General features: G+C 63.1%; 20 protein-coding genes and 1 pseudogene. 16 read left to right on the plus strand and 5 right to left on the minus strand.

Annotated features, from left to right (window positions below):
• Positions 1 to 42 precede the first annotated feature (42 nt).
• Complete coding sequence (locus tag ACE3TY_RS16930) at positions 43 to 1,323, plus strand: peptidylprolyl isomerase (protein ID WP_374655141.1); 1,281 nt, start codon at positions 43 to 45, stop codon at positions 1,321 to 1,323.
• On the plus strand, positions 1,320 to 2,198 hold the full coding sequence (gene rsmA / locus ACE3TY_RS16935) for a 16S rRNA (adenine(1518)-N(6)/adenine(1519)-N(6))-dimethyltransferase RsmA (RefSeq protein ID WP_374655102.1): 879 nt from the start codon (positions 1,320 to 1,322) through the stop codon (positions 2,196 to 2,198). The genes ACE3TY_RS16930 and rsmA overlap by 4 nt, the downstream gene beginning before the upstream one ends.
• Here the strand turns inward: rsmA and gmk are convergent.
• Both gmk and ACE3TY_RS16945 read right to left on the minus strand, forming a co-directional pair.
• A complete protein-coding gene (gene gmk / locus ACE3TY_RS16940) occupies positions 2,182 to 2,787 on the minus strand; it encodes a guanylate kinase (protein WP_374655143.1) in 606 nt (201 codons plus the stop codon). The two genes, rsmA and gmk, sit on opposite strands and share 17 nt — an antisense overlap.
• A 68-nt stretch (positions 2,788 to 2,855) precedes the next feature.
• Complete coding sequence (locus ACE3TY_RS16945; RefSeq protein WP_374655104.1) at positions 2,856 to 3,728, minus strand: YicC/YloC family endoribonuclease; 873 nt, start codon at positions 3,726 to 3,728, stop codon at positions 2,856 to 2,858.
• A 121-nt stretch (positions 3,729 to 3,849) separates the two neighbouring features.
• Here ACE3TY_RS16945 and ACE3TY_RS16950 point away from each other — a divergent pair, with 121 nt between their 5' ends.
• From ACE3TY_RS16950 to ACE3TY_RS16995, 10 genes are all read left to right on the plus strand, one after another.
• A complete protein-coding gene (locus tag ACE3TY_RS16950; RefSeq protein WP_374655106.1) occupies positions 3,850 to 4,614 on the plus strand; it encodes an SDR family NAD(P)-dependent oxidoreductase in 765 nt (254 codons plus the stop codon).
• 205 nt (positions 4,615 to 4,819) lie between these two features.
• Positions 4,820 to 5,368, plus strand: coding sequence for a hemerythrin domain-containing protein (locus ACE3TY_RS16955; RefSeq protein ID WP_374655108.1), 549 nt, complete (start codon positions 4,820 to 4,822; stop codon positions 5,366 to 5,368).
• Between the two features lie 282 nt (positions 5,369 to 5,650).
• Positions 5,651 to 5,962, plus strand: a complete 312-nt coding sequence (locus ACE3TY_RS16960) for a transcriptional regulator (protein ID WP_374655110.1) — start codon at positions 5,651 to 5,653, stop codon at positions 5,960 to 5,962.
• Positions 5,963 to 7,990: a hydrogenase 4 subunit B gene (gene hyfB / locus ACE3TY_RS16965; RefSeq protein WP_374655112.1), complete on the plus strand. Its 2,028-nt coding sequence runs from the start codon at positions 5,963 to 5,965 to the stop codon at positions 7,988 to 7,990. It abuts the gene before it with no gap.
• A complete protein-coding gene (locus ACE3TY_RS16970) occupies positions 7,981 to 8,937 on the plus strand; it encodes a respiratory chain complex I subunit 1 family protein (RefSeq protein ID WP_374655114.1) in 957 nt (318 codons plus the stop codon). The genes hyfB and ACE3TY_RS16970 overlap by 10 nt, the downstream gene beginning before the upstream one ends.
• Positions 8,937 to 9,599 carry a hydrogenase-4 component E gene (locus ACE3TY_RS16975; RefSeq protein ID WP_374655116.1) on the plus strand — a complete coding sequence of 221 codons (663 nt, stop codon included), beginning with the start codon at positions 8,937 to 8,939 and terminating at the stop codon, positions 9,597 to 9,599. The genes ACE3TY_RS16970 and ACE3TY_RS16975 overlap by 1 nt, the downstream gene beginning before the upstream one ends.
• Complete coding sequence (locus tag ACE3TY_RS16980; protein ID WP_374655118.1) at positions 9,596 to 11,047, plus strand: hydrogenase 4 subunit F; 1,452 nt, start codon at positions 9,596 to 9,598, stop codon at positions 11,045 to 11,047. The genes ACE3TY_RS16975 and ACE3TY_RS16980 overlap by 4 nt, the downstream gene beginning before the upstream one ends.
• Before the next feature lie 9 nt (positions 11,048 to 11,056).
• Positions 11,057 to 12,562: an NADH-quinone oxidoreductase subunit C gene (locus tag ACE3TY_RS16985; protein WP_374655120.1), complete on the plus strand. Its 1,506-nt coding sequence runs from the start codon at positions 11,057 to 11,059 to the stop codon at positions 12,560 to 12,562.
• Between the two features lie 12 nt (positions 12,563 to 12,574).
• Complete coding sequence (locus ACE3TY_RS16990) at positions 12,575 to 13,093, plus strand: NADH-quinone oxidoreductase subunit B family protein (protein WP_374655122.1); 519 nt, start codon at positions 12,575 to 12,577, stop codon at positions 13,091 to 13,093.
• Between the two features lie 17 nt (positions 13,094 to 13,110).
• On the plus strand, positions 13,111 to 13,587 hold the full coding sequence (locus ACE3TY_RS16995) for a hypothetical protein (protein WP_374655124.1): 477 nt from the start codon (positions 13,111 to 13,113) through the stop codon (positions 13,585 to 13,587).
• Positions 13,588 to 14,077: 490 nt separating this feature from the next.
• Here the strand turns inward: ACE3TY_RS16995 and ACE3TY_RS17000 are convergent, their stop codons facing one another.
• Positions 14,078 to 15,661 (minus strand): trimethylamine methyltransferase family protein, encoded by a 1,584-nt coding sequence (locus ACE3TY_RS17000; protein WP_374655126.1) that lies wholly within the window; start codon positions 15,659 to 15,661, stop codon positions 14,078 to 14,080.
• A 120-nt stretch (positions 15,662 to 15,781) separates the two neighbouring features.
• Here ACE3TY_RS17000 and ACE3TY_RS17005 point away from each other — a divergent pair, with 120 nt between their 5' ends.
• Positions 15,782 to 16,462, plus strand: a complete 681-nt coding sequence (locus ACE3TY_RS17005; protein WP_374655128.1) for a TetR family transcriptional regulator C-terminal domain-containing protein — start codon at positions 15,782 to 15,784, stop codon at positions 16,460 to 16,462.
• Between the two features lie 88 nt (positions 16,463 to 16,550).
• On the opposite strand, the gene ACE3TY_RS17010 is transcribed toward ACE3TY_RS17005, so the two are convergent.
• Positions 16,551 to 16,766, minus strand: coding sequence for a hypothetical protein (locus ACE3TY_RS17010; RefSeq protein ID WP_374655130.1), 216 nt, complete (start codon positions 16,764 to 16,766; stop codon positions 16,551 to 16,553).
• A gap of 37 nt (positions 16,767 to 16,803) precedes the next feature.
• Between ACE3TY_RS17010 and ACE3TY_RS17015 the strand changes: the two genes are divergently transcribed.
• The 3 genes from ACE3TY_RS17015 to ACE3TY_RS17025 all read left to right on the plus strand — a co-directional run bounded on the left by ACE3TY_RS17015 (position 16,804) and on the right by ACE3TY_RS17025 (position 18,269).
• Complete coding sequence (locus ACE3TY_RS17015) at positions 16,804 to 17,292, plus strand: hypothetical protein (RefSeq protein WP_374655132.1); 489 nt, start codon at positions 16,804 to 16,806, stop codon at positions 17,290 to 17,292.
• Positions 17,293 to 17,339: 47 nt separating this feature from the next.
• Positions 17,340 to 17,837 (plus strand): RHS repeat-associated core domain-containing protein, encoded by a 498-nt coding sequence (locus ACE3TY_RS17020; protein WP_374655145.1) that lies wholly within the window; start codon positions 17,340 to 17,342, stop codon positions 17,835 to 17,837.
• Positions 17,838 to 17,954: 117 nt separating this feature from the next.
• The gene (locus ACE3TY_RS17025; RefSeq protein WP_374655134.1) at positions 17,955 to 18,269 is read left to right on the plus strand and encodes a hypothetical protein; all 315 of its coding nucleotides are present in this window, start codon (positions 17,955 to 17,957) and stop codon (positions 18,267 to 18,269) included.
• Between the two features lie 371 nt (positions 18,270 to 18,640).
• On the opposite strand, the pseudogene ACE3TY_RS17030 reads toward ACE3TY_RS17025, so the two are convergent.
• Positions 18,641 to 18,768: pseudogene (locus ACE3TY_RS17030) on the minus strand (IS5/IS1182 family transposase); the annotation flags it as partial.

An 18,768-nucleotide genomic window follows, 5' to 3' on the forward strand; every position in this document is an offset into this window, starting at 1 on the left:
GCGCGTTCGACCGCCAGCCGTTGTTTGGGATCAAATTTTATGATGGCTAAATTGACCAGGTTTCGCGCAATCGCTCTCGGTGCTCTCTGTCTTATGGCCGCCCTCTGTGTATCGGGGCAGCGGGCCGCGGCCCAGGATGCGCTGAAGATCGTCGCGGTCGTCAATGAGGATGTTATTACCGAGCTCGACCTTTTCGTGCGCATGCGTCTGGCGATGGTTTCGGCCAAGCTCAACGATACGCCGGAAAGCCGCCAGCGCCTGCTGCCCACATTGCTGCGCACCATGATCGACGAAAGGCTGAAGTCGCAGGAGGCAAAGCGGCAGAACATTCCCGTTGCCGCCGCCGAAGTTCAGCGGCGCATCGACGATATCGCCAAGCGGAACGGTCTTTCCACGGACGAATTCGCCGCCACGTTGCAGAGCAACGGCATTCTGATCGACGTGCTGGCCGACCAGATCAAGACCGAACTGAGCTGGGCGCGCCTCGTTCAGCGCCGGCTGCGCTCGCAGGTCAAGATTACCGATGAGGAAATCGATCAGGCGCTGGCCGCGATCCAGGCGGCGCAGGGTCAGACCGAGTATCGGCTTTCGCAAATCTACCTGTCGTCGGGCGGTGGCGGCGAGGCCAGCGTGCAGCAATCCGCGCAGCGCCTCAAGGAGCAGCTCGAGCAGGGCGCGGATTTTGCGGCGCTGGCCAGCGAATTTTCGCAGGATCAAGGGGCCATCCGCGGTGGCGATTGGGGCTGGGTGCGGCTCGACATGCTCGACCCGTCCGTCGCTCAGGTGGTGCAGTCCTTGCCGCCCGGCCGGATCGGCGGGCCGGTGCGTGGCGCCGGCGGGTATTATGTCTTCCTGGTGCGCTCGACGCGTATTATCGATGCGCGCAATGTCGCCGCCGGTACGGTCGAGATGGAGCAGATCCTGTGGTCGCTCCCGGCAAATGCCGCCGAATCCGAGGTCGACAAGGCCATTTCACAGGCCAATACCTTGATTCCGCGTGTGCAATCATGTGCCGACATGAACAATGTGGCACCCGATGCCAAGCCGGGCGTTCATCGCAGTCTCGGTAATGTACTCGTCAACGACCTGCCGCCCGAGGTGCAGCCTTACGCGCTCAATCAGCCGATCGGAGAGCCCAGCCCGCCCATCCGCTCTGCGCGCGGCGTTGGCATCTATGTCGTCTGTAACCGGGGTAGCGGTGACGATGCGGCCCTGTCCCGCGTCAGTGTCGCCGATCGGCTCGGCCGCCAGCGCCTGGATACGCTGGCGCGCGGCTATCTCTCGGACCTGCGGCGCGCTGCGGTGATCGATATCCGCCTATGAGCGGCGACAAAGGTGTCGCACTGCCTCTGCCGCCCCTGCGCGAGGTGATCGCCCGCCACGGTCTCAGCGCCAACCGCGCATTGGGCCAGAACTTCCTGTTCGATCTCAACCTGACCGGACGGATAGCGCGTGCTGCAGCGCCCCTGGACAAGGGGAGCGTGATCGAGATCGGTCCGGGTCCCGGCGGCCTCACAAGGGCGTTGCTGGACCATGGCGCCCGTGAAGTAATCGTCGTCGAGCGGGATCGCCGCTTTCAGCCCGTGCTTGCGGAAATTTCGGCGGCATATCCGGGGCGCCTGCAGATCATCGAGGGCGATGCGCTCAAAGTGGATGCGAGCAAGCTCGGGACCGCGCCGCGGCGGATCGTCGCCAATCTCCCTTACAATGTCGCAACGCCGCTCCTGATGGCGTGGCTCGAGGCGGGTACAGCCTTCACCAGCCTGACGCTGATGTTCCAGAAGGAAGTGGCCGACCGTCTGCTGGCCAGGCCTCGCACCAAGGATTACGGCCGCCTCACCATCGCCACGCAATGGCGGGCCGAAGTAAAGCGCCTGTTCGATGTGCCGCCGCGTGCGTTCACGCCACCCCCCAAGGTCACCTCGACCGTGGTTCAACTCGTCCCGCGATCCGAACCACTGTTCCCCGCCGATGCGGCCGTGCTGGAAAAAGTGACGGCCGCTGCCTTCGGACAGCGCCGCAAGATGCTGCGCCAGTCGCTGCGCCAGGTCTTGCCCCAGGCAGAAGAAGTGCTGTTGGCTGCCGGCATCGCCCCGACGGCGCGGGGCGAGGAATTGAGCATCGAGCAGTTCTGCACGCTGGCGCGCGCCTTCAAGGCGAGGCGGGTTGCGGGTGCGCGCTCTATTGGCCCTCTCTGAGGCCTTTGACGAAATCGGTCAGGCCGACCTGCCGCTGCCGGCGCAGCCGCTCGGCGCGCAGGATGGCGCGGACGCTGTCCACGCTCGAATCGATATCGTGATTGACGATGATGTAATCGTATTCCGCCCAATGGCTCATCTCGTCGGCCGCCTTGGCCATGCGCTTGGCTACCACTTCGGCGCTGTCCTGGGCCCGGCTGTGCAGGCGGCGTTCCAGCTCGCGCGTGGAGGGCGGCAAGACGAAGACGCTGACCAGATCTTCGCGCGCATTGTGGGCCAGCTGTTGCGTGCCTTGCCAGTCAATATCGAACAGAATATCGCGTCCGCGGGCGATTTCCTTGGCCACCTGCGCCTTTGGCGTGCCGTAGTAATTGTCGAACACCTTGGCGTATTCCAGAAAGTCGCCGCGGTTGATCATCAGGTTGAATTCCGTGGCGTCGACGAAATGATAATCGACACCGGCCGTTTCGCCCGGCCGCTTGGCGCGCGTCGTCGCCGAGACCGAAAGTGCCAGCTGCGACTCCAGTTCAAGCAACCGGCGCGAGATCGTCGTCTTGCCGGCACCCGAGGGCGAGGAGAGCACCAGCATCAGGCCGCGGCGGCGGATTTCGATGAAACCGGAATGGCTCGACAACGCTTCGGACACGGATCGCACTCTTACTCGATGTTCTGAATCTGCTCGCGCAGCTGTTCGATCGCTGCCTTAAGCTCGATCCCGAGGTTGGTCAAGGCAAGATCGGCAGCCTTGGAGCAGAGTGTGTTGGCTTCGCGGTTGAATTCCTGACACAGGAAGTCGAGCTTGCGGCCGACGGCGCCACCCTTGGCAATGAGGTCGCGCGCGGCCTCGACATGGGCCGCCAGCCGGTCGATCTCCTCGCGCACATCGGCGCGACCCGCGATGATGGCCAGCTCCTGCACCAGCCGCTCGGGATCGACTGGAACGCCTTCCGGTATCAATTGCTTCAACTGCTCTTCCAGGCGCTGGCGGATGTTGCCGGGCTGCGCACTGGCGGTGGCCACCGCCGCAACGCGCAGCCGTTCGACTTCGTCGAGATGCGACAGAATCATGCCGGCAAGCCGCGCACCCTCGACCCGGCGCATGGCGCCGAGCTCGGCCATTGCCTGCCGAAGGCCCGCTTCGATCGCCCGCTGCCGCTCGACCATCGTTGCCTCGTCGACCGGCGGTGTGTCGATCTCGAGTACTCCCTTCAGCCCAAGCAACCCATCGAGGCTAGGCGGGGCGGCATCGACCCGACCCTTCATTTCGCCCACCAGGTCCAGGATCTGATCCAGGGCCTCGCGGTTGACCGTGAGGCGACCCCGGCTGGCGATCTCATCCACGCTGAGATTGACCGAGAGGTTGCCGCGTTTCAGATGTTCCGCCGCGGCCTGGCGGACGGCGCCATCCATCGCTTCGAAGCCTTGCGGCACGCGGCAGCGCACGTCGAGCGAGCGGCCATTGACCGATTTCAGCTCCCAGGTCCACAGGAAGTCCCCAACCGCGCCACTGGTACGCGCGAATCCGGTCATGCTGGCAATCGACAATTTATCCCCCTTGCAAAGCGCCGCTATCATCCCGGAAGCTGCGGCGGCTGGCAAGTCGGGCGGAAATGCGCAGAAGTTCCGGTCTCAGGCAAGAATTGGATGTCACATGAATAGGGACTTCAGGTCGATCCTGATTACAGGCGCCAGTTCCGGCCTGGGGGAGGCGCTGGCCTACGCCTACGCGGCACCGGATGTGCAGCTTCATCTCGGTGCGCGTCGCGCCGAATTGCTCGACTCCGTTGCCGCTGCATGCCGGGCGAAAGGAGCTGCCGTCGCAACGGAAGCGATCGACGTCACCGCCGCCGAAGCGATGGCGGATTGGATCGGCCGGTCGCATCGCCGGTGCCCGCTCGATCTGGTGATCGCCAATGCCGGCATCTCCGGCGGTACGCATGCCGGCGTCGAAAGCGATGCCCAGGTGAGGGCGATCTTCGCGGTCAATGTCGACGGCGTTCTCAACACGGTTCTGCCGGCCCTGCCTTTGCTCATGGTACAGGGCGCGGGTCAAATCGGTATCATGGCCTCACTGGCGGGCCAGCGCGGATTTCCAGGCGCACCGGCCTATTGCGGCTCGAAAGCGGCCGTCAAAGTGTGGGGCGAAGGGCTGCGCGGTGCGGTGGCCGACCGGGGGATAGGCGTCAGCGTCATCATGCCGGGTTTCGTCGTCACCCCGATGACAGCGGTCAACGACTTTCCGATGCCCTTTCTCATGCCAGCCGATAAGGCGGCGCGCATCATTCAGAACGGCCTCGCCTGCAATCGCGCGCGGATATCCTTTCCGTGGCCGACGGCTTTCATTGCCTGGCTGTTCGGAACGCTGCCGCCGGCCCTGACCGATCGCCTCCTGCGCGCGACGCCGCGCAAGGCATGACACCGGCCCGTTGAGGCTGAAACACCGAATGTCGGATATTGGGCTCGTTCCGCAGCGACGCTCGCTAAACCTCCGGCGGTATCGGCCGAATTCGTGCCGGCGTCGGGAACGCATCGGCGGCAATCGAATTCACCCTTTCATATCTGGGCCGGATGGCGTCCGGTTCAGCCCGCGCCTGGTGCGCCTAGCCAGATGGAGACTTGACGTGGCTCGTGCGAAATTGGATGCGATTGCCCTCCTCAAGGAAGATCACCGCAAGGTCGAAGGATTATTCCGATCGTTCGAAAAAGCCCGCAAGGCGGAGCGGAAGGCTCTGCTGGCGAAGCATATCTGCATGGAACTCACGATTCATGCCTTGATCGAAGAAGAGATCTTCTATCCAGCTTGCAAGGAAGCGGTGAAAGAGGATTTGCTGCAGGAAGCCTATGTCGAACATGACGGCGCCAAGATCCTCATCGCCGAAATCGAGGCTGGTTCGCCAGTCGATGAATTCTACGATGCGAAAGTCAAGGTTCTCTCCGAACAGATCGAGCACCATGTCCATGAGGAGGAGATGCGCTCGGAAGGTCTGTTCACCCAGGCCCGCGCGGCGGGCCTGGATATGGATTCGCTGGGCGAACAGTTGAGGCAGCGCAAAGCCGAGCTGATGTCGCAGTTTGAGGAGGTCGGCATTCCAATCCCCGAAACGCGCAGCTTCACCGGTCAGAAGCTTCGGCGGGGCGCACCGATTCCAGCCGCGCAAGCGGCCGAGTAACTGTCGGATCGAACGAGGGCACCGTCCGGTTGGGCCCTCATTTTTATCGATGTCAGACCCGGTTAATAGCGAATCGGTAGACCTATTTGAATCATGCACTTAGGTGCTTAGAGGCGGCAGGTAACGAGTCACGTTTGAGGCAAATAGCAGATCGGACGACTGAAGTATGTCATCGCACCTATGCCGAAGGCGATGAAGTTTCAAATATCAATTGTTGACGATGCCATAGCACAATGCATACGCTGATATTGAATTTTCATATTCAATAGGCGGTCGACCATCGTGATCACTGCCGCACAGCTTCGGGCTGCCAGGGCCCTGCTCGCCATCGACCAGCGACGGCTTGCCGAGCTGTCGGGGCTGTCGGTGCCGACCATCCAGCGCATGGAGACCAGCGAGGGCACGATCCGTGGCAATGTGGACTCGCTGACAAAGCTGGTGGCCGCGCTCGACGGCGCTGGGATCGAACTGATCGGCGAAGGCGCCGCCAGCATGGCGGGTGGACGCGGTGTCCGTCTCACGGCCGTGTCTGACATCACCAAGCCAAGGCGCGGCGGCGCAAGGTCGGCGGAGCGCCGGAAGGCCGAGGCCTAAATGCCGCCGGTCGCCTTCGCCTGCTGGTCGGCCGTCGGATTTCTGGCCATCGGCGTGCTGGCGATCGCACTCGGCCGCTCGGCTGTAGCGACCCGCGTGATCTATGCGGCAGCGCTGATCGTCAGCGTTCTGGCGTTGGCCTCCGGCGCAAACTATCTGCTGCAGGGTTCGGTTCCCGCATCGGTCCCCGCATCGGTCCTGGCGCTGCCGCTCGGTCTGCCGTGGATCGGCGTGCATTTCAGGCTGGATGCGCTCGCCGCGTTCTTCCTTATCGTGGTGAATCTCGGCGGCGCCTTGGCTAGCCTCTACGGCCTCGGCTACGGGCGGCATGACCCGGCGCCGCATCGGATCCTGCCGTTTTTCCCGGCCTTCCTCGCCGGGATGAACCTGGTCATACTGGCGGATGACGCCTTCACCTTCCTGTTCGCCTGGGAGCTGATGTCCGTCATGTCCTGGGCCCTGGTGATGGCGCATCATCGCGACGCGGAGAACCGGCGCGCCGGCTATATCTATCTTCTCATGGCGAGCTTCGGCACGCTCACCCTGCTGCTCGCCTTCGGCCTGCTGTCCGGCTCCGACGGCGGCTACGGCTTCGACGCCATCCGCGCCGCGCAGCCGACGCCCTTCGTCGCCGGCCTCGGGCTCATCCTCGTCCTCCTAGGCACCGGATCGAAGGCTGGCCTGATTCCCTTGCATGTCTGGCTTCCGCTCGCCCATCCGGCGGCGCCGAGCCACGTCTCGGCGCTGATGAGCGGCGTCATGACCAAGATCGCCATCTACGCCTTCATCCGGGTCGCCTTCGACCTCCTGGGCGCGCCGGAATGGTGGTGCGCCGTCGTTGTGCTGCTGGCGGGCAGCGTGACCATGGTCATGGGCATCCTGCACGCTCAGCTCGAGAACGACTTGAAGCGGTTGCTCGCCTTCAGCACGATCGAGAATGTCGGCCTGATCTTCGTCAGCCTAGGCCTGGCGCTGGCGTTCCGGGCCAACGGCATGAACGCGGCTGCTGCCCTGGCCCTGACCGCCGCGCTGTTTCACGTCTTTAACCACGCCTCCTTCAAGAGCCTGCTGTTCTTCGGCGCCGGCGCCGTGCTAACCGCGACGGGCGAGCGGGACATGGAGAAGCTCGGCGGCCTGATCCACCGGATGCCGCTCACCAGCCTTGCCTTCCTGGTCGGCTGCATTGCCGCTTCGGCGCTGCCGCCGTCGAACGGGTTCGCCTCGGAGTGGCTGGTGTTCCAGGCGATCCTGCAGAGCCCCGACCTGCCGCAATGGGGGCTGAAGATACTGGTGCCGGCGGTGGGCGGCCTGTTGGCACTCTCCGCCGCGTTGGTGGCGGCGTCGTTCGTCCGGGCCTTCGGCATGACTTTCCTCGGCCGGGCAAGGACTGCGGTTTTGGCGGAAGCGGCCGAGGTTGACCGCTGCTCGCTGGCGGGGATGTTGGTCCCCGCGGGCCTCTGCATCCTGGCGGGCATCCTTCCCGGCTTCGCCATCGACGGTTTCTCGGCGGCGGTCGAGATGCTGCTCGGGGCGAGGATGCCGGTGCAGACCCACATCGCCTGGCTCTCGGTCATTCCGATTGCCGAGAGCCACAGCTCCTATAACGGGTTGCTGGTCTTTCTGTTCGTGGCGGCCGCCGCGTCGCTCGCGGCCTTCTCCATCCATCGCCTGGCCTCGCGGGAAGTCCGCCGGGCGCCGCTCTGGGGCTGCGGCTTTCCCGAGCTGACCGCGGCGATGCAATACACCGCCGGCAGCTTCGCGCAGCCGCTCGTGCGGGTGTTCGGCACTGTGGTGTTCCGCGCCAGGGAGCAGGTCGAGATGCCCCGGCCGGGAGAGACCGGCCCGGCCCGGTTCACCCTGGTGGTCCATGACTTGATCTGGGAGAATCTCTATGCGCCGATCGTTGCTGCGGTGTCGTTCGCGGCCGGCCAGCTCAATCGGCTGCAGTTCCTGACCATCCGGCGCTATCTCACGCTGGTCTTCTGCTCGCTCATCCTCCTGCTGATCGCGCTGACCCTATGGCCGTGATCCCGGACATCCTGGTTCAAGGGGCTCAGATGACCCTGGTGCTGGCGGCGGCACCGTTGCTCACCGGCTTCGTCCGCAAGGCCAAGGCACGCCTCGCGCGCCGCCGCGGCCCATCGGTCCTTCAGCCCTATCGCGACCTCCTCCGGCTGCTGCGCAAGGAGGTCGTGCTGCCGGAAAACGCTTCCTGGCTGTTCCGTGCGACGCCATATCTCGTGTTCGCGACCACCTGGGTCGCAGCGGCGCTGGTTCCCACCTTCGCGACAGGCCTGATGTTCAGCTGGACCGCCGACCTGATCGCGATCGTGGCGCTCCTGGGCAGCGCGCGCTTCTTCCTGGCCCTCGCCGGCCTGGACGTGGGCAGCAGCTTTGGTGGCATCGGCTCCAGCCGCGAGGTGATGATCGCGACGTTGGCGGAGCCGGCGATGCTGATGGTGATCTTCACCCTGGCCTTGCTGGCAAACTCGACCCAGCTCTCCACCATTGCCGCCTACTTGGCCTCGAACGCGGTGGGGCTGCGCGTCTCGCTCGGCATGGTGCTGGTCGCGCTGATCATCGTGTCGCTAGCCGAGAATGCCCGGATCCCGATCGACAATCCAGCGACCCATCTGGAGCTGACCATGGTGCATGAGGCGATGGTGCTCGAATATTCCGGCCGGCATCTGGCGATGATCGAGCTCGCCGCCGCGCTGAAGCTGCTGCTCTATGTCTCGCTGATTGCATCGGTCTTCGCGCCGTGGCAACTCACCGGCTCGACCGCGGGCCTCGCGGCTTACGCGCTGGGCCTCGCCGTCTATGGCTTGAAGCTGACCGCCTGCGGCGCCGCGCTGGCCCTGTTGGAGACCGCGACCGCGAAGATGCGGGTGTTCCGGGTCCCGCAGTTCCTTGGCGCGGCGCTCATGCTGGGGCTGCTCGGCGTGCTGCTGCTATTCGTATCGAGGAGTCTCTGATGCATCGGCTCGCCTTCGATGTCGCGCATCTCCTCGCCGGTGGCGTGCTGCTGGTGAGCTTCCTGATGCTGTACCAGAACCGGCTCTATGCGCTGCTCAACGTCTTCGCGCTGCAGGCCGTCGTCCTCGCCCTTTCGGTCGCCTGGCAGGCGTTCATCCAGGGCGCGCCGCATCTCTACGTGACGGCGGCGATCGCATTGGTGTTCAAGGGCATCGTGATTCCCGTGGCGCTCCACAATATGATCCAGAAGCTCGGCATTCATCGCGACATTGAGACGGTCGCCGGCATCGGCACCACCATGCTGCTCGGCATCGGCCTCGTCACGCTCTCCATGGTGCTGATGCTCCGGGTCACTTCCAGTGCCGATCCGCTCGCGCGCGAGGACCTGGCCATGGCGCTCTCGGTCGTGCTGCTCGGCCTGCTCATGATGATCATGCGCCGTAACGCGGTCAGTCAGGTGGTCGGGTTCATGTCGCTGGAGAACGGCCTGGTGCTGGCGGCGACCGGCGCCAAGGGCATGCCCCTGGTGGTCGAGATCAGCGTCGCTTTCTCGATCCTGATCGCCTTCATCGTCATCGGTGTCTTCCTGTTCCGGATCCGCGAGCGGTTCGATACGGTGGACGACCATGCCTTGGACGACTTCCGGGGTGAACGGCGATGACGATGTTTTCCCAGCACGCGGTTTCCGCCGTCCTGTTGATCCCGATCGCCGCCGCCGCGATCCTGGCGGCGTTGCCGGGCTACCGGATCACGGCCCGGTTGAACCTGTTGGCGAGCGGCCTCACCCTCCTGGCGGCACTCTCGCTGTTGGTCGGCGAGCGGCCGGAGCCCGGCGCATACCTGCTGGTGGACGACCTCAACGTCGTGTTCATCGTGCTGAACGCGGTGGTCGCCTTCACCACCAGCATCTTCAGTGCCAGCTATATCGCCCATGAGCTTGAGACCGGCCGGCTGACCCCGATCTATCTTCGCTTCTACCATGCGATGTTCCAAATCATGATGTTCGGCATGAACCTCGCTTTCGTGTCGAACAACATCGGCCTGATGTGGGTCGCGGTCGAGCTTGCCACCCTGACGACCGTGCTGATGGTCGGAATTTACCGCACCCACGAAGCGCTCGAAGCCGCCTGGAAATACTTCATCCTCGGCAGCGTCGGCATCGCCTTCGCGCTGTTCGGCACGATCCTGGTCTACATGGCCGCCCGCCCAGTCGTTGGCGAAGGCCAGGATGCCATGGTCTGGACGGTGCTGATCCAGCATGCCGCCGCATTCGAGCCGGCGCTCTTGAACCTCGCCTTCATCTTCCTGCTGCTCGGCTATGGCACCAAGGTCGGCCTCGCCCCGCTGCACGCCTGGCTGCCCGACGCCCACGCCGAAGGCCCGACGCCGATCTCCGCGGTGCTGTCCGGGCTGCTGCTGAACGTGGCCCTCTATGCCGTGCTGCGTTTCAAGATCATGCTCGCCGCCAGCCCGGAGGCCCTGGCACCCGGGCCGCTGATGGTGACCATGGGGCTGGTCTCGCTGATCTTCGCCGCGTTCATGCTGTACCGGCGCCGCGACATCAAGCGCATGTTCGCCTACTCCTCGATCGAGCATATGGGGATCATCGTCTTCGCCTTCGGCATGGGCGGCCCGCTCGCCAACTTCGCCGGCCTGCTGCACATGGTCATGCACAGCCTGACCAAGTCGGCGATCTTTTATTCCGTGGGCCACATCGCCCAGGTGAAAGGCACGCAGAAGATCGCCGACATCCGCGGCCTGACCGAGAGTCATCCAAGCCTCGGTTGGGGGCTGGTGATCGGCGTGCTCGCCATCGCCGGCCTGCCGCCATTCGGCGTGTTCATGAGCGAGTTCCTGATCGTGAGCTCGACCTTCGCCCGCGAGCCCTTGCTAGCGATCCTGCTGGTCTTCGGGCTCCTGGTCGGCTTCGGGGCGCTGATGTTGCGGCTGGGCGGACTGGCCTTCGGCGAGCCGGAGGGCACCGCGGCGCCGACGCATGCATCCTACCTCCCGATGTATGCGCATTTCGCCGTGGTGCTGGCCGCGGGAATCTTCCTGCCCGGACCGCTGGTCTCCTGGTTCCAGCATGTCGCCCAACTCCTCGGATAGGCCGCGCGCATGGCGATGCTGAACGAACTTCTCACTGATGGCCGCCCCGTCACGCGGCACATGCCGTATCCGCGCGTTGTAGTCGACACGCCCGCTTGGAGCACGGCCTTGATCGGGCTGGCCGATGGCGCCTGCACGCTGCTCGCGCTCTGGGCCGAGACGGACACCGTCCATATGGCGCTGCTCGAGGGAGAAACGGTCGCGGTCATCAGCCTGTCTTGCCCAGACCGGCGCTATCCTTCGGTCGGCCGGTTGCATCCGCCGGCGCTGCGCCTGGAACGCGCGATCCGCGATCTGTTCGGCCTCGAGCCGGAAGGCTTGCCCGACTTGAGGCCCTGGCTCGATCACGGGCAGTGGGGTAAACGTCATCCCCTCGGTGCGCCGCTGCCCGACCGCGCGGAGCCGCCCTATGCGTTCCTGCCTGCCGAGGGACGGAGCCTGAACGAAATTGCCGTCGGGCCGGTTCATGCCGGCATCATCGAGCCCGGACATTTCCGCTTCACCACCAACGGTGAGACGGTCGTCCGCCTGGAGCAGCGCTTAGGCTACACGCATAAAGGGGTCGAGAGCCTGCTCTGCGGTGCCGGTCTCGACCAGGCGGCGCGGCTGGCCGGGCGGGTCTCCGGCGACAGTACCGTCGCCTATGCGCTGGCCTTCGCCCGCGCCGCCGAAGCGGCGCTGGGAACCGAGGCGCCGCCACGCGCGGCTTGGCTGCGCGCGCTGATGGCCGAGCTCGAGCGGGTGGCTAATCATCTCGGCGATATCGGTGCGATCTGCAACGACGCCTCGTTCTCGATCATGCATGCCCATTGCGGCGCATTGCGCGAGCGAGTGCTGCGGGCTGCCGATGCCGTTTTCGGCCACCGGTTGATGCGCGACCGGATTGTGCCCGGCGGCGTCACCGCCGACATCGATCGCGACGGTGCGGCCGGCATGCGGGCCGCGGTCGCCGAGATTCGCCAGCGGCTGCCCAAGCTGATCGCGATCTACGATAACACGGCGTCGCTGCAGGATCGCACCGTGGGAACCGGCACCCTTTCGCCCGAACTCGCACGGCAGTACGGCGCCGGCGGCTTCGTGGGTCGCGCCTCGGGCCGGCGTTTCGACGCGCGGCGTGCGCTGCGCATGCCGCCCTACGATGTGCTCAGCTTCGAGGTTCCAGAACTCCCCGACGGCGACGTGAACGCCCGCGTCTGGGTCCGCATTCGCGAGGTCGAACAGAGCGTACGCCTGATCGAACAGATCCTCGACGCGCTGCCGTCCGGCGCCATCCGCAGCGAACCGGCACCGGCAGCCGAGCAGCGGGAAGGCATGGCCATCGTCGAAGGCTTTCGCGGCGATGTCCTCGCCTGGCTCAGACTGGACGAGAAGGGCGCCGTGGCCCGCTGCCATCTGCGCGATCCATCGTGGTTCCAGTGGCCGCTCTTGGAAGCCGTGATCGAGGGCAATATCGTCGCGGACTTCCCGCTCTGCAATAAGTCGTTCAACTGCTCATATTCGGGCCACGATCTTTGACCGGGTGACGCCATGAGAACCCTGCTGCTGGAGAGCCTGTTCCGATCACCATTCACCGAGCGCGCGCCGCGGCCCGACGATGCGGCGGTCGCGGAACTCGCCGCGGCGCTCGGCCGGGCAGGGCGCAAGTGCCTCGGCCGCAGCCTTTCGATCCGCGAAGTCGATGCCGGATCCTGCAATGGTTGTGAACTAGAGATCCACGCGCTCAACAACGTCTTCTACGACGTCGAGCGCTTCGGCATCCGTTTCGTCGCCTCGCCGCGCCATGCCGACGTCCTGCTGGTGACCGGACCGGTTGCCAAGAACATGCGCGACGCGCTGAAGCGGACCTACGAAGCCATGCCCAATCCCAAATGGGTGGTTTCCGTCGGCGATTGCGCGTTGGACGGTGGTTGCTTCTCCGGCAGTTATGCGGTCGAAGGCGGGGTTGCCGGCGTCGTGCCGGTCGATCTCCACATTCCTGGGTGTCCGCCGCGACCGATCGAGATTTTGGAGAGACTATTGGCTCTGCTGGAGCGCGTCGCCACTTAAGCGACAAGATTGGTGAAATGCTCAGGCTGTTCCAAGCTGGTCTGATTGCCGCGCTCATCCAAGCAGGCGCGATCTCCGGGCTTACGCTGGTTGTCCTTGTGTTGAGATCGTCTCGTCTCGATCTCGTCCAGATTCCCCGAGCATCCCTCTCGACATTCCTTGCATTGGCATACTTGCTGATCGCCATCGCAGTCTCACTTACTTTCAATCGATTTGTGGCTGCCACTTCGCGGCGTATCGAGCACGCGGCGTCTCTCATGAAACTCGATAAGCCAGATCAAGTGATGAGGCGCTTGTTCGCCTTGCTCTGGTATTCGACTGTCGGCTTCATTGTTCTGGAGCTTGCGCCGCCGCCAAGGCTCATGGTCAGTGCCCTGAGCACTGTCGGCCTCGCCAACGCGGCACCCATCATTTGGCCGGGCTTGATGAGCCTCGGAGTAGCAGGCTTTGGCGCAAATGCCTTGGCGACGTGGGCAGCTTTGCGACGACGCTGAGTTCGGGCAGCATTGTGAACGTCGATATTAGTGGAATCGGATGACAAAACGAAGTCAAACAGTTAGAGGCTGAGTAAGCGTCGGATCCCGACTCAAATTCTAGGCAATTAGCTAACCAGACGACGCGCGTGTGGGTAATTCCCGAATCACGGATGGGGTTCGAGGGACGCGTTCCTGGGAAAGCCGCCCAGGACCGACGGCAGCTCCCGAGCGGCGCAAGTGCATTCGCCACCGCTGGGTGCGGTAGGCCTTGCAATGGGCGCGCGGAGGCAGGGTCGGTTCGAAGGACTCGAACTAAGGAACGTTCGGTCGGCGGGGTCGCCTGCAGGAAATCAACGGGAACGGTTGGGGGAAATAGGATAGCGCGTTGCTGATGGATTGTGGTGGTGAGGCTAGGCTGCGGACTCATAAGCCCGCAACCATAGGCGACTATGGGCGAGTTCTTCGCGAGTTCTTCGATCGCGCCAACTCATCCGCCCGATAAAGGTCCTTACCAGCGGCTGTTGCCGGGGCGCATCTCCTCAGGCGAGAGACGTATGGGAAAGCGCTCGCGCAAGATCCGGTCGCGCGCCGGGTCGATGTGATCAGGGTAGTGCCTGGCCATGATCTTCTTTACCTCGGTGCGCGCGGTGGCAACGATTTCAGGTGCGCCGCGATATTCCCATTCCGAGAGCGGCGTCCGGTCGGCAACCTTGGGATAAAGAAACTCGGACTGCATCAGGCGCAGCGTCTGCGGGCTGCCGAAATAGTGTCCGGCGCCCATCACGCTCTCGCGGATCGTTTCGAAGGATAGCGTCTCGTCATTCACCTCGATGCCGCGCAGGGTCCGCTGCACGGCACCGACCAGGTCGTTGTCGAGCAGCATCGATTCCAGCGAGCAGCCGAGCAGACTCCCCATCATGCCGGCGCATTCGCCGATCATGTTGCTGCCGGCCAGTGCGCTCAAGGCAATCGTCAGGCCCTTTTCGTAGCCGGCCTGATAGTCGGGCCGTTTGGCATCGGTCATGCCGGCGGCGACGATTCCCGGCAGGCCGTAGAAGCGCGCAATCTGACCGGCTGCCGCCTGCAGCACCGCTTCCTCGCCACTGCCGCCTGTGAAGGCACCGGTGCGCAGATCGGCGACGAAGGTCCAGGGGCCGAAATCGACCGGCGTGCCGGGATTGACGAGATTGGCGACAACGACGATGGCGAGCGCTTCCGCCGTACATTGCGCAAGCGCGCCGGCAAGTGCCGCAGGGGCTGTGGCGCCGGCCTGCGGTGCGGTGCAGGTGGAAAGCGGAACACCCCGGCGGGCAGCCTCCAAGAGGACGCCGGTCGTGTCCGGCCCGAAGCGCAGGGGCGAGACGATGGGGCAGAGCCCGATCGCGGCGAAGGGTGCCCTTGCAAATGCCCCTTCGGCACCCAGCATCGTGTCCCACAAGGCGACGACGTCGCCCACCGTCCCGGCGTCGGCTAGCGAAACGCTGAAGGGCTTGGTGGTGCCGGCGGCACCGGCATAGGCGATGTTGATGGCATGCAACCGCGCATCCTCGCAGATGTCATTGGCGATGACGGTCTGCCCGCAGAAGTCGATATGCTCGAGATAGTCCGCCATGCGGAAGAAATCGTAGAGGTCGACCAGCGTGGAAGGTCGATAGGCGCCGGTCTCCGGGTTGACAACACGGACCGCCTCGCCGGATGTCGCAAAGAAGACGCGCGCGCCGCAGCTATGCACGTCTTGCCCCGGCTTGCGCCCATGATAGTAGAGTTCCTTGGCTGCAATCCCGATCATGTCTTCGACCAGGGCACGGGGAAAGAGCAGGCGACCCGGGTCGCTGAGCCGACACCCTTTTGCAACTGCGATCGCCTTCAGTTCCGCCGGCGCCTCGCCCATGCCGATCTGCTCGAGGATGTCGAGCGCCGTCGCGTGGATGCGTTGCATGTCGCACTCGCTCAGCGGGCGATAGGTTCCGCCCGGCAGCCCAGGGCGTACAGCCGTTGATTTGGCCTGAGCCCGCCTGGCCGCCACGCGCGCCTGGCGGCCGCCGGCGCGGGTACCGGCGTTTGGGTGAGCGGCTGTTTCCGTTGTGACCATGGCACCTCTCCTTGCATTGCCACCATGCTGGCCCCAAGAAGTCCGTTGAGTCAATTATTATGAATGAACATTCATTCATAATAATTGACAGCAGGGAGGCAAAGGGCCAAGCTTCGGCCCATGAACCGCATGCAGAGCGAACTATCCACCGCAACGATCGGTCGCCGGCGGGCGAACCCGGAGGCCTTGGCGGCCAAGCGTCAGGCACGGCGGCGGCAATTGATCGACGCTACCATCGACTGCATCAGCCGGAAGGGGATCGTCGACACGACCGTCCCCGACATCGCCCGCTCCGCCGACATGGCGGTGGGCTCGATCACGCAATATTTCGACGGCAAGGACGCGCTCTTTACCGCCACTCTGGCGCATATGTCGACGGAGTTCGAAGCGGCGTGGCGGGCCGATATCGCTGCCGTGCCGGAGAACGACGCCGCCGCCCGCCTGCGCGCCTTTCTAATCTCGTATTTCCGGCCCGATCTATGTCAACGGAGGAAGGTTTCCGTGTGGTTCGCTTTCTGGAGCGAGGTGAGGGCCCGGCCGAAATATCGCGCTGTCTGTGCGGCGGCCGACGCCGTTCACGACGTGACCTTACGCGATCTATGCGCGGCCGTTATTGCCGAGGGTGGCTATGCCGGGCTCGACGCCACGCGCTGCGCCAAGACGTTGGCCGCTCTGTCACAAGGCTTGTGGCTGGAATTGCTGACGGGCACCGACGGCCTTTCCCGAGAGGAACTGGCCACCCATGTACTCCTTGGCCTGACGTCGCTTTTTCCCAGGCACGCCGCGCACTTTGCGGCGTAACCCCCGCCTATGGCTCAAGCCGCACATAGCTCAATTGCCTGTGACGTAATTTTCGACGAAGAGATCCGTCCCGCTGACGAAGCCCGCCTCATTGCTGCCAAGAAACAGTTCCGTGTGCGATCTCTTCCGGCTCGCACGTGCGCCCCCGCTGCGCGGCAAGGGCGGCTTCTGAAATGTCGCCACCGCAATTGGTCAGCAAGTCGACCTCGCGCATGCCGTGCAGCCTGCGTATAAAGCCCCGGCAGACGGCGATGCAGCGTATGTTGCGGTCGCGGAATTCGACGGCGATCGCACGAGCGAACATATGGACGGCTCACTTCGTGAGGTCATAAAGAACCTCCATGAGAGTGGCAGCCACGGCGGAAATCGATGAAACGACAGACGGCGCTGGGCCGACACAGGACGCATCCTATCAAACGCAAATGCAGATCGAGCCTGCGGTCATCGAAAATGGCATCTGCCTGCGACCACTGACCAGGAAAGATACTGTGGTCGTTATGATGAGTACGCGGATGGAGTTCTTCAGTCAGCAAGGCCTGGAGAAGGAACGTATTGCCGTTGCGAAGCTCGCCCTGGCGCATGATCCCAGGGACGTGCGTGCCATGCTTCATCTCAGTTCAGCCAATTACCGAATGATGAAGAGCCAGTTCATCGACCAATATCCGGAGCCGAAGGATATCTCCCCGGCGCGCCACGCCGGACTCATCGAACTGGGCAAGCAGATCAATCTATGGCGATCCAAGGCCGAAGCGCTCGGATGGCGCGAGCCAACACAGAATGCCGACGCGAGCTACCTTGATACAATGAAGAACGCCAAAGCGGTTCAGTGAGGGAAGACAGCATGAAACTGCATCACGCCATGGCAACCTTCTTTGCCATGATCCTTGTAGCAGCCTTAGCATCGCCTGCAGTAGCTCGATACGTTCAATCTGATCCTATCGGATTGCAGGGAGGTCCGAACACATACGTCTATGTTGGGTCGAACCCGTATCGCTGGATTGGCCCTCTAGGGTTGATGAATGATTGTCCCCTAACTCAGGGCGTATTTGACTGTGCAATGGAAGGAGCGACTGAGATGACCGGAAGAAACGGTCCTTCTCGGGGCGGCACCTCATTGGGTTGGGACGATGTAAAGGGACTTCTTGGTTTCAAAGGAGTCAGAGGTCAAAGCTCGACCTCCACCAAGGGAGTTGGAACCGAAAACCGCCATTTCGGATTTGAGAACGTGCCATGGTCCAAACCTTCACACAATTCACCAGCCACGGTTGGCAACAGACTCTACAGTGGGCACGCTTTAGATCGTATGCAGCAAAAGGGATTAACGCGTAGCGTGACTGAGAATACAATTCACACAGGCATTCCCAGCTGCGGTTGAGGCGTCGATATATATTTCGATCCCATTAACAATGTTCGAGTTTTCGTCGACTCAGGCGGTGGCGTAGTGACGGTGTACCGATGCTTCCATTTACCACATTGAGAGTGTACGCGAACCATGGCACGGAAACTCGCTGCAAAATGCAGAATGTACGTGAGAGAGCTTCTCGAAAAGGAGTGGGACCCTATCGGCGTTCACAATTCCGATTGGCCGGGGGATGAGTATGGTGAGTATGCAATCGAGGCATTTGGTGTGATCTTGCGTCATGGCAGCGTCGAAGATGTAGTTGACTGTCTCTGGCAAGCGGAGACTGGCGCCATGGGCCTGAATGGCGATCGTGGTAAGACCGAAATGATTGCTCGAAAGCTGTACGACGGAGTAGTTGCCATCATGAAGGCTGAGTCCACCGCGCCAAACGATCAAACTCCGTGAGGGTGATCCAAATCGGAATGTTCCAGAACCCGGTCGCGGAAGACGGAGTTTAGATATTCTGCCCAACAAAGCGAGAGTCAGAGATGATCGCTTCTCTAGACTGATGATGTATCGCGAAACCAACCTCAGGATACTGGGATCAGGACGGTCCATTCGCAGTAGCCCCGACCTGTATTCACATTCTTAGAGGTACGAGTCGACGAAACCTTCTACTGGACTTAATGCACCGTGGGCAAAGTAAGAAGGTTGATGTTTGGATTGGTCACGATTTTCGCCATCCCACTCATTATCTATTTTTCAATCCTGATTTTCTCATCTCAAAGGGTATAGCTGGTCAGAGATGGATTGAGACGAAAATGGAGAAACCCCAATTAGGCTGCGGGCTCACAAGCCCGCAACCATAGGCGGGCAGCGGCGAGTTCGACCATGGCGCGATAGGTGGGCGCGAGCCTGTCGTAACGGATGGCAATGCGGCGGAATTGTTTGATTTTGCTGAAGA

The sequence above is a fragment of the Dongia sp. genome, from assembly GCF_041918875.1.
In the GTDB taxonomy this organism is placed as follows: domain Bacteria; phylum Pseudomonadota; class Alphaproteobacteria; order Dongiales; family Dongiaceae; genus Dongia.

Bases quoted from the DNA above. Each gene is read 5' to 3' on its own strand.
- ACE3TY_RS16995 (WP_374655124.1), top strand. From the start codon at position 13,111: ATGCTCAGGCTGTTCCAAGCTGGTCTGATTGCCGCGCTCATCCAAGCA.
- ACE3TY_RS16950 (WP_374655106.1), top strand. From the start codon at position 3,850: ATGAATAGGGACTTCAGGTCGATCCTGATTACAGGCGCCAGTTCCGGC.
- hyfB (WP_374655112.1), top strand. From the start codon at position 5,963: ATGCCGCCGGTCGCCTTCGCCTGCTGGTCGGCCGTCGGATTTCTGGCC.
- ACE3TY_RS17020 (WP_374655145.1), top strand. From the start codon at position 17,340: ATGATCCTTGTAGCAGCCTTAGCATCGCCTGCAGTAGCTCGATACGTT.
- ACE3TY_RS16985 (WP_374655120.1), top strand. From the start codon at position 11,057: ATGGCGATGCTGAACGAACTTCTCACTGATGGCCGCCCCGTCACGCGG.
- ACE3TY_RS16945 (WP_374655104.1), bottom strand. From the start codon at position 3,728: ATGACCGGATTCGCGCGTACCAGTGGCGCGGTTGGGGACTTCCTGTGG.
- ACE3TY_RS17005 (WP_374655128.1), top strand. From the start codon at position 15,782: ATGAACCGCATGCAGAGCGAACTATCCACCGCAACGATCGGTCGCCGG.
- ACE3TY_RS17015 (WP_374655132.1), top strand. From the start codon at position 16,804: ATGAGAGTGGCAGCCACGGCGGAAATCGATGAAACGACAGACGGCGCT.
- rsmA (WP_374655102.1), top strand. From the start codon at position 1,320: ATGAGCGGCGACAAAGGTGTCGCACTGCCTCTGCCGCCCCTGCGCGAG.
- ACE3TY_RS16970 (WP_374655114.1), top strand. From the start codon at position 7,981: ATGGCCGTGATCCCGGACATCCTGGTTCAAGGGGCTCAGATGACCCTG.
- ACE3TY_RS17010 (WP_374655130.1), bottom strand. From the start codon at position 16,766: ATGTTCGCTCGTGCGATCGCCGTCGAATTCCGCGACCGCAACATACGC.
- ACE3TY_RS17025 (WP_374655134.1), top strand. From the start codon at position 17,955: ATGGCACGGAAACTCGCTGCAAAATGCAGAATGTACGTGAGAGAGCTT.
- ACE3TY_RS16980 (WP_374655118.1), top strand. From the start codon at position 9,596: ATGACGATGTTTTCCCAGCACGCGGTTTCCGCCGTCCTGTTGATCCCG.
- ACE3TY_RS17000 (WP_374655126.1), bottom strand. From the start codon at position 15,661: ATGGTCACAACGGAAACAGCCGCTCACCCAAACGCCGGTACCCGCGCC.
- ACE3TY_RS16990 (WP_374655122.1), top strand. From the start codon at position 12,575: ATGAGAACCCTGCTGCTGGAGAGCCTGTTCCGATCACCATTCACCGAG.
- gmk (WP_374655143.1), bottom strand. From the start codon at position 2,787: ATGCTGGTGCTCTCCTCGCCCTCGGGTGCCGGCAAGACGACGATCTCG.
- ACE3TY_RS16930 (WP_374655141.1), top strand. From the start codon at position 43: ATGGCTAAATTGACCAGGTTTCGCGCAATCGCTCTCGGTGCTCTCTGT.
- ACE3TY_RS16975 (WP_374655116.1), top strand. From the start codon at position 8,937: ATGCATCGGCTCGCCTTCGATGTCGCGCATCTCCTCGCCGGTGGCGTG.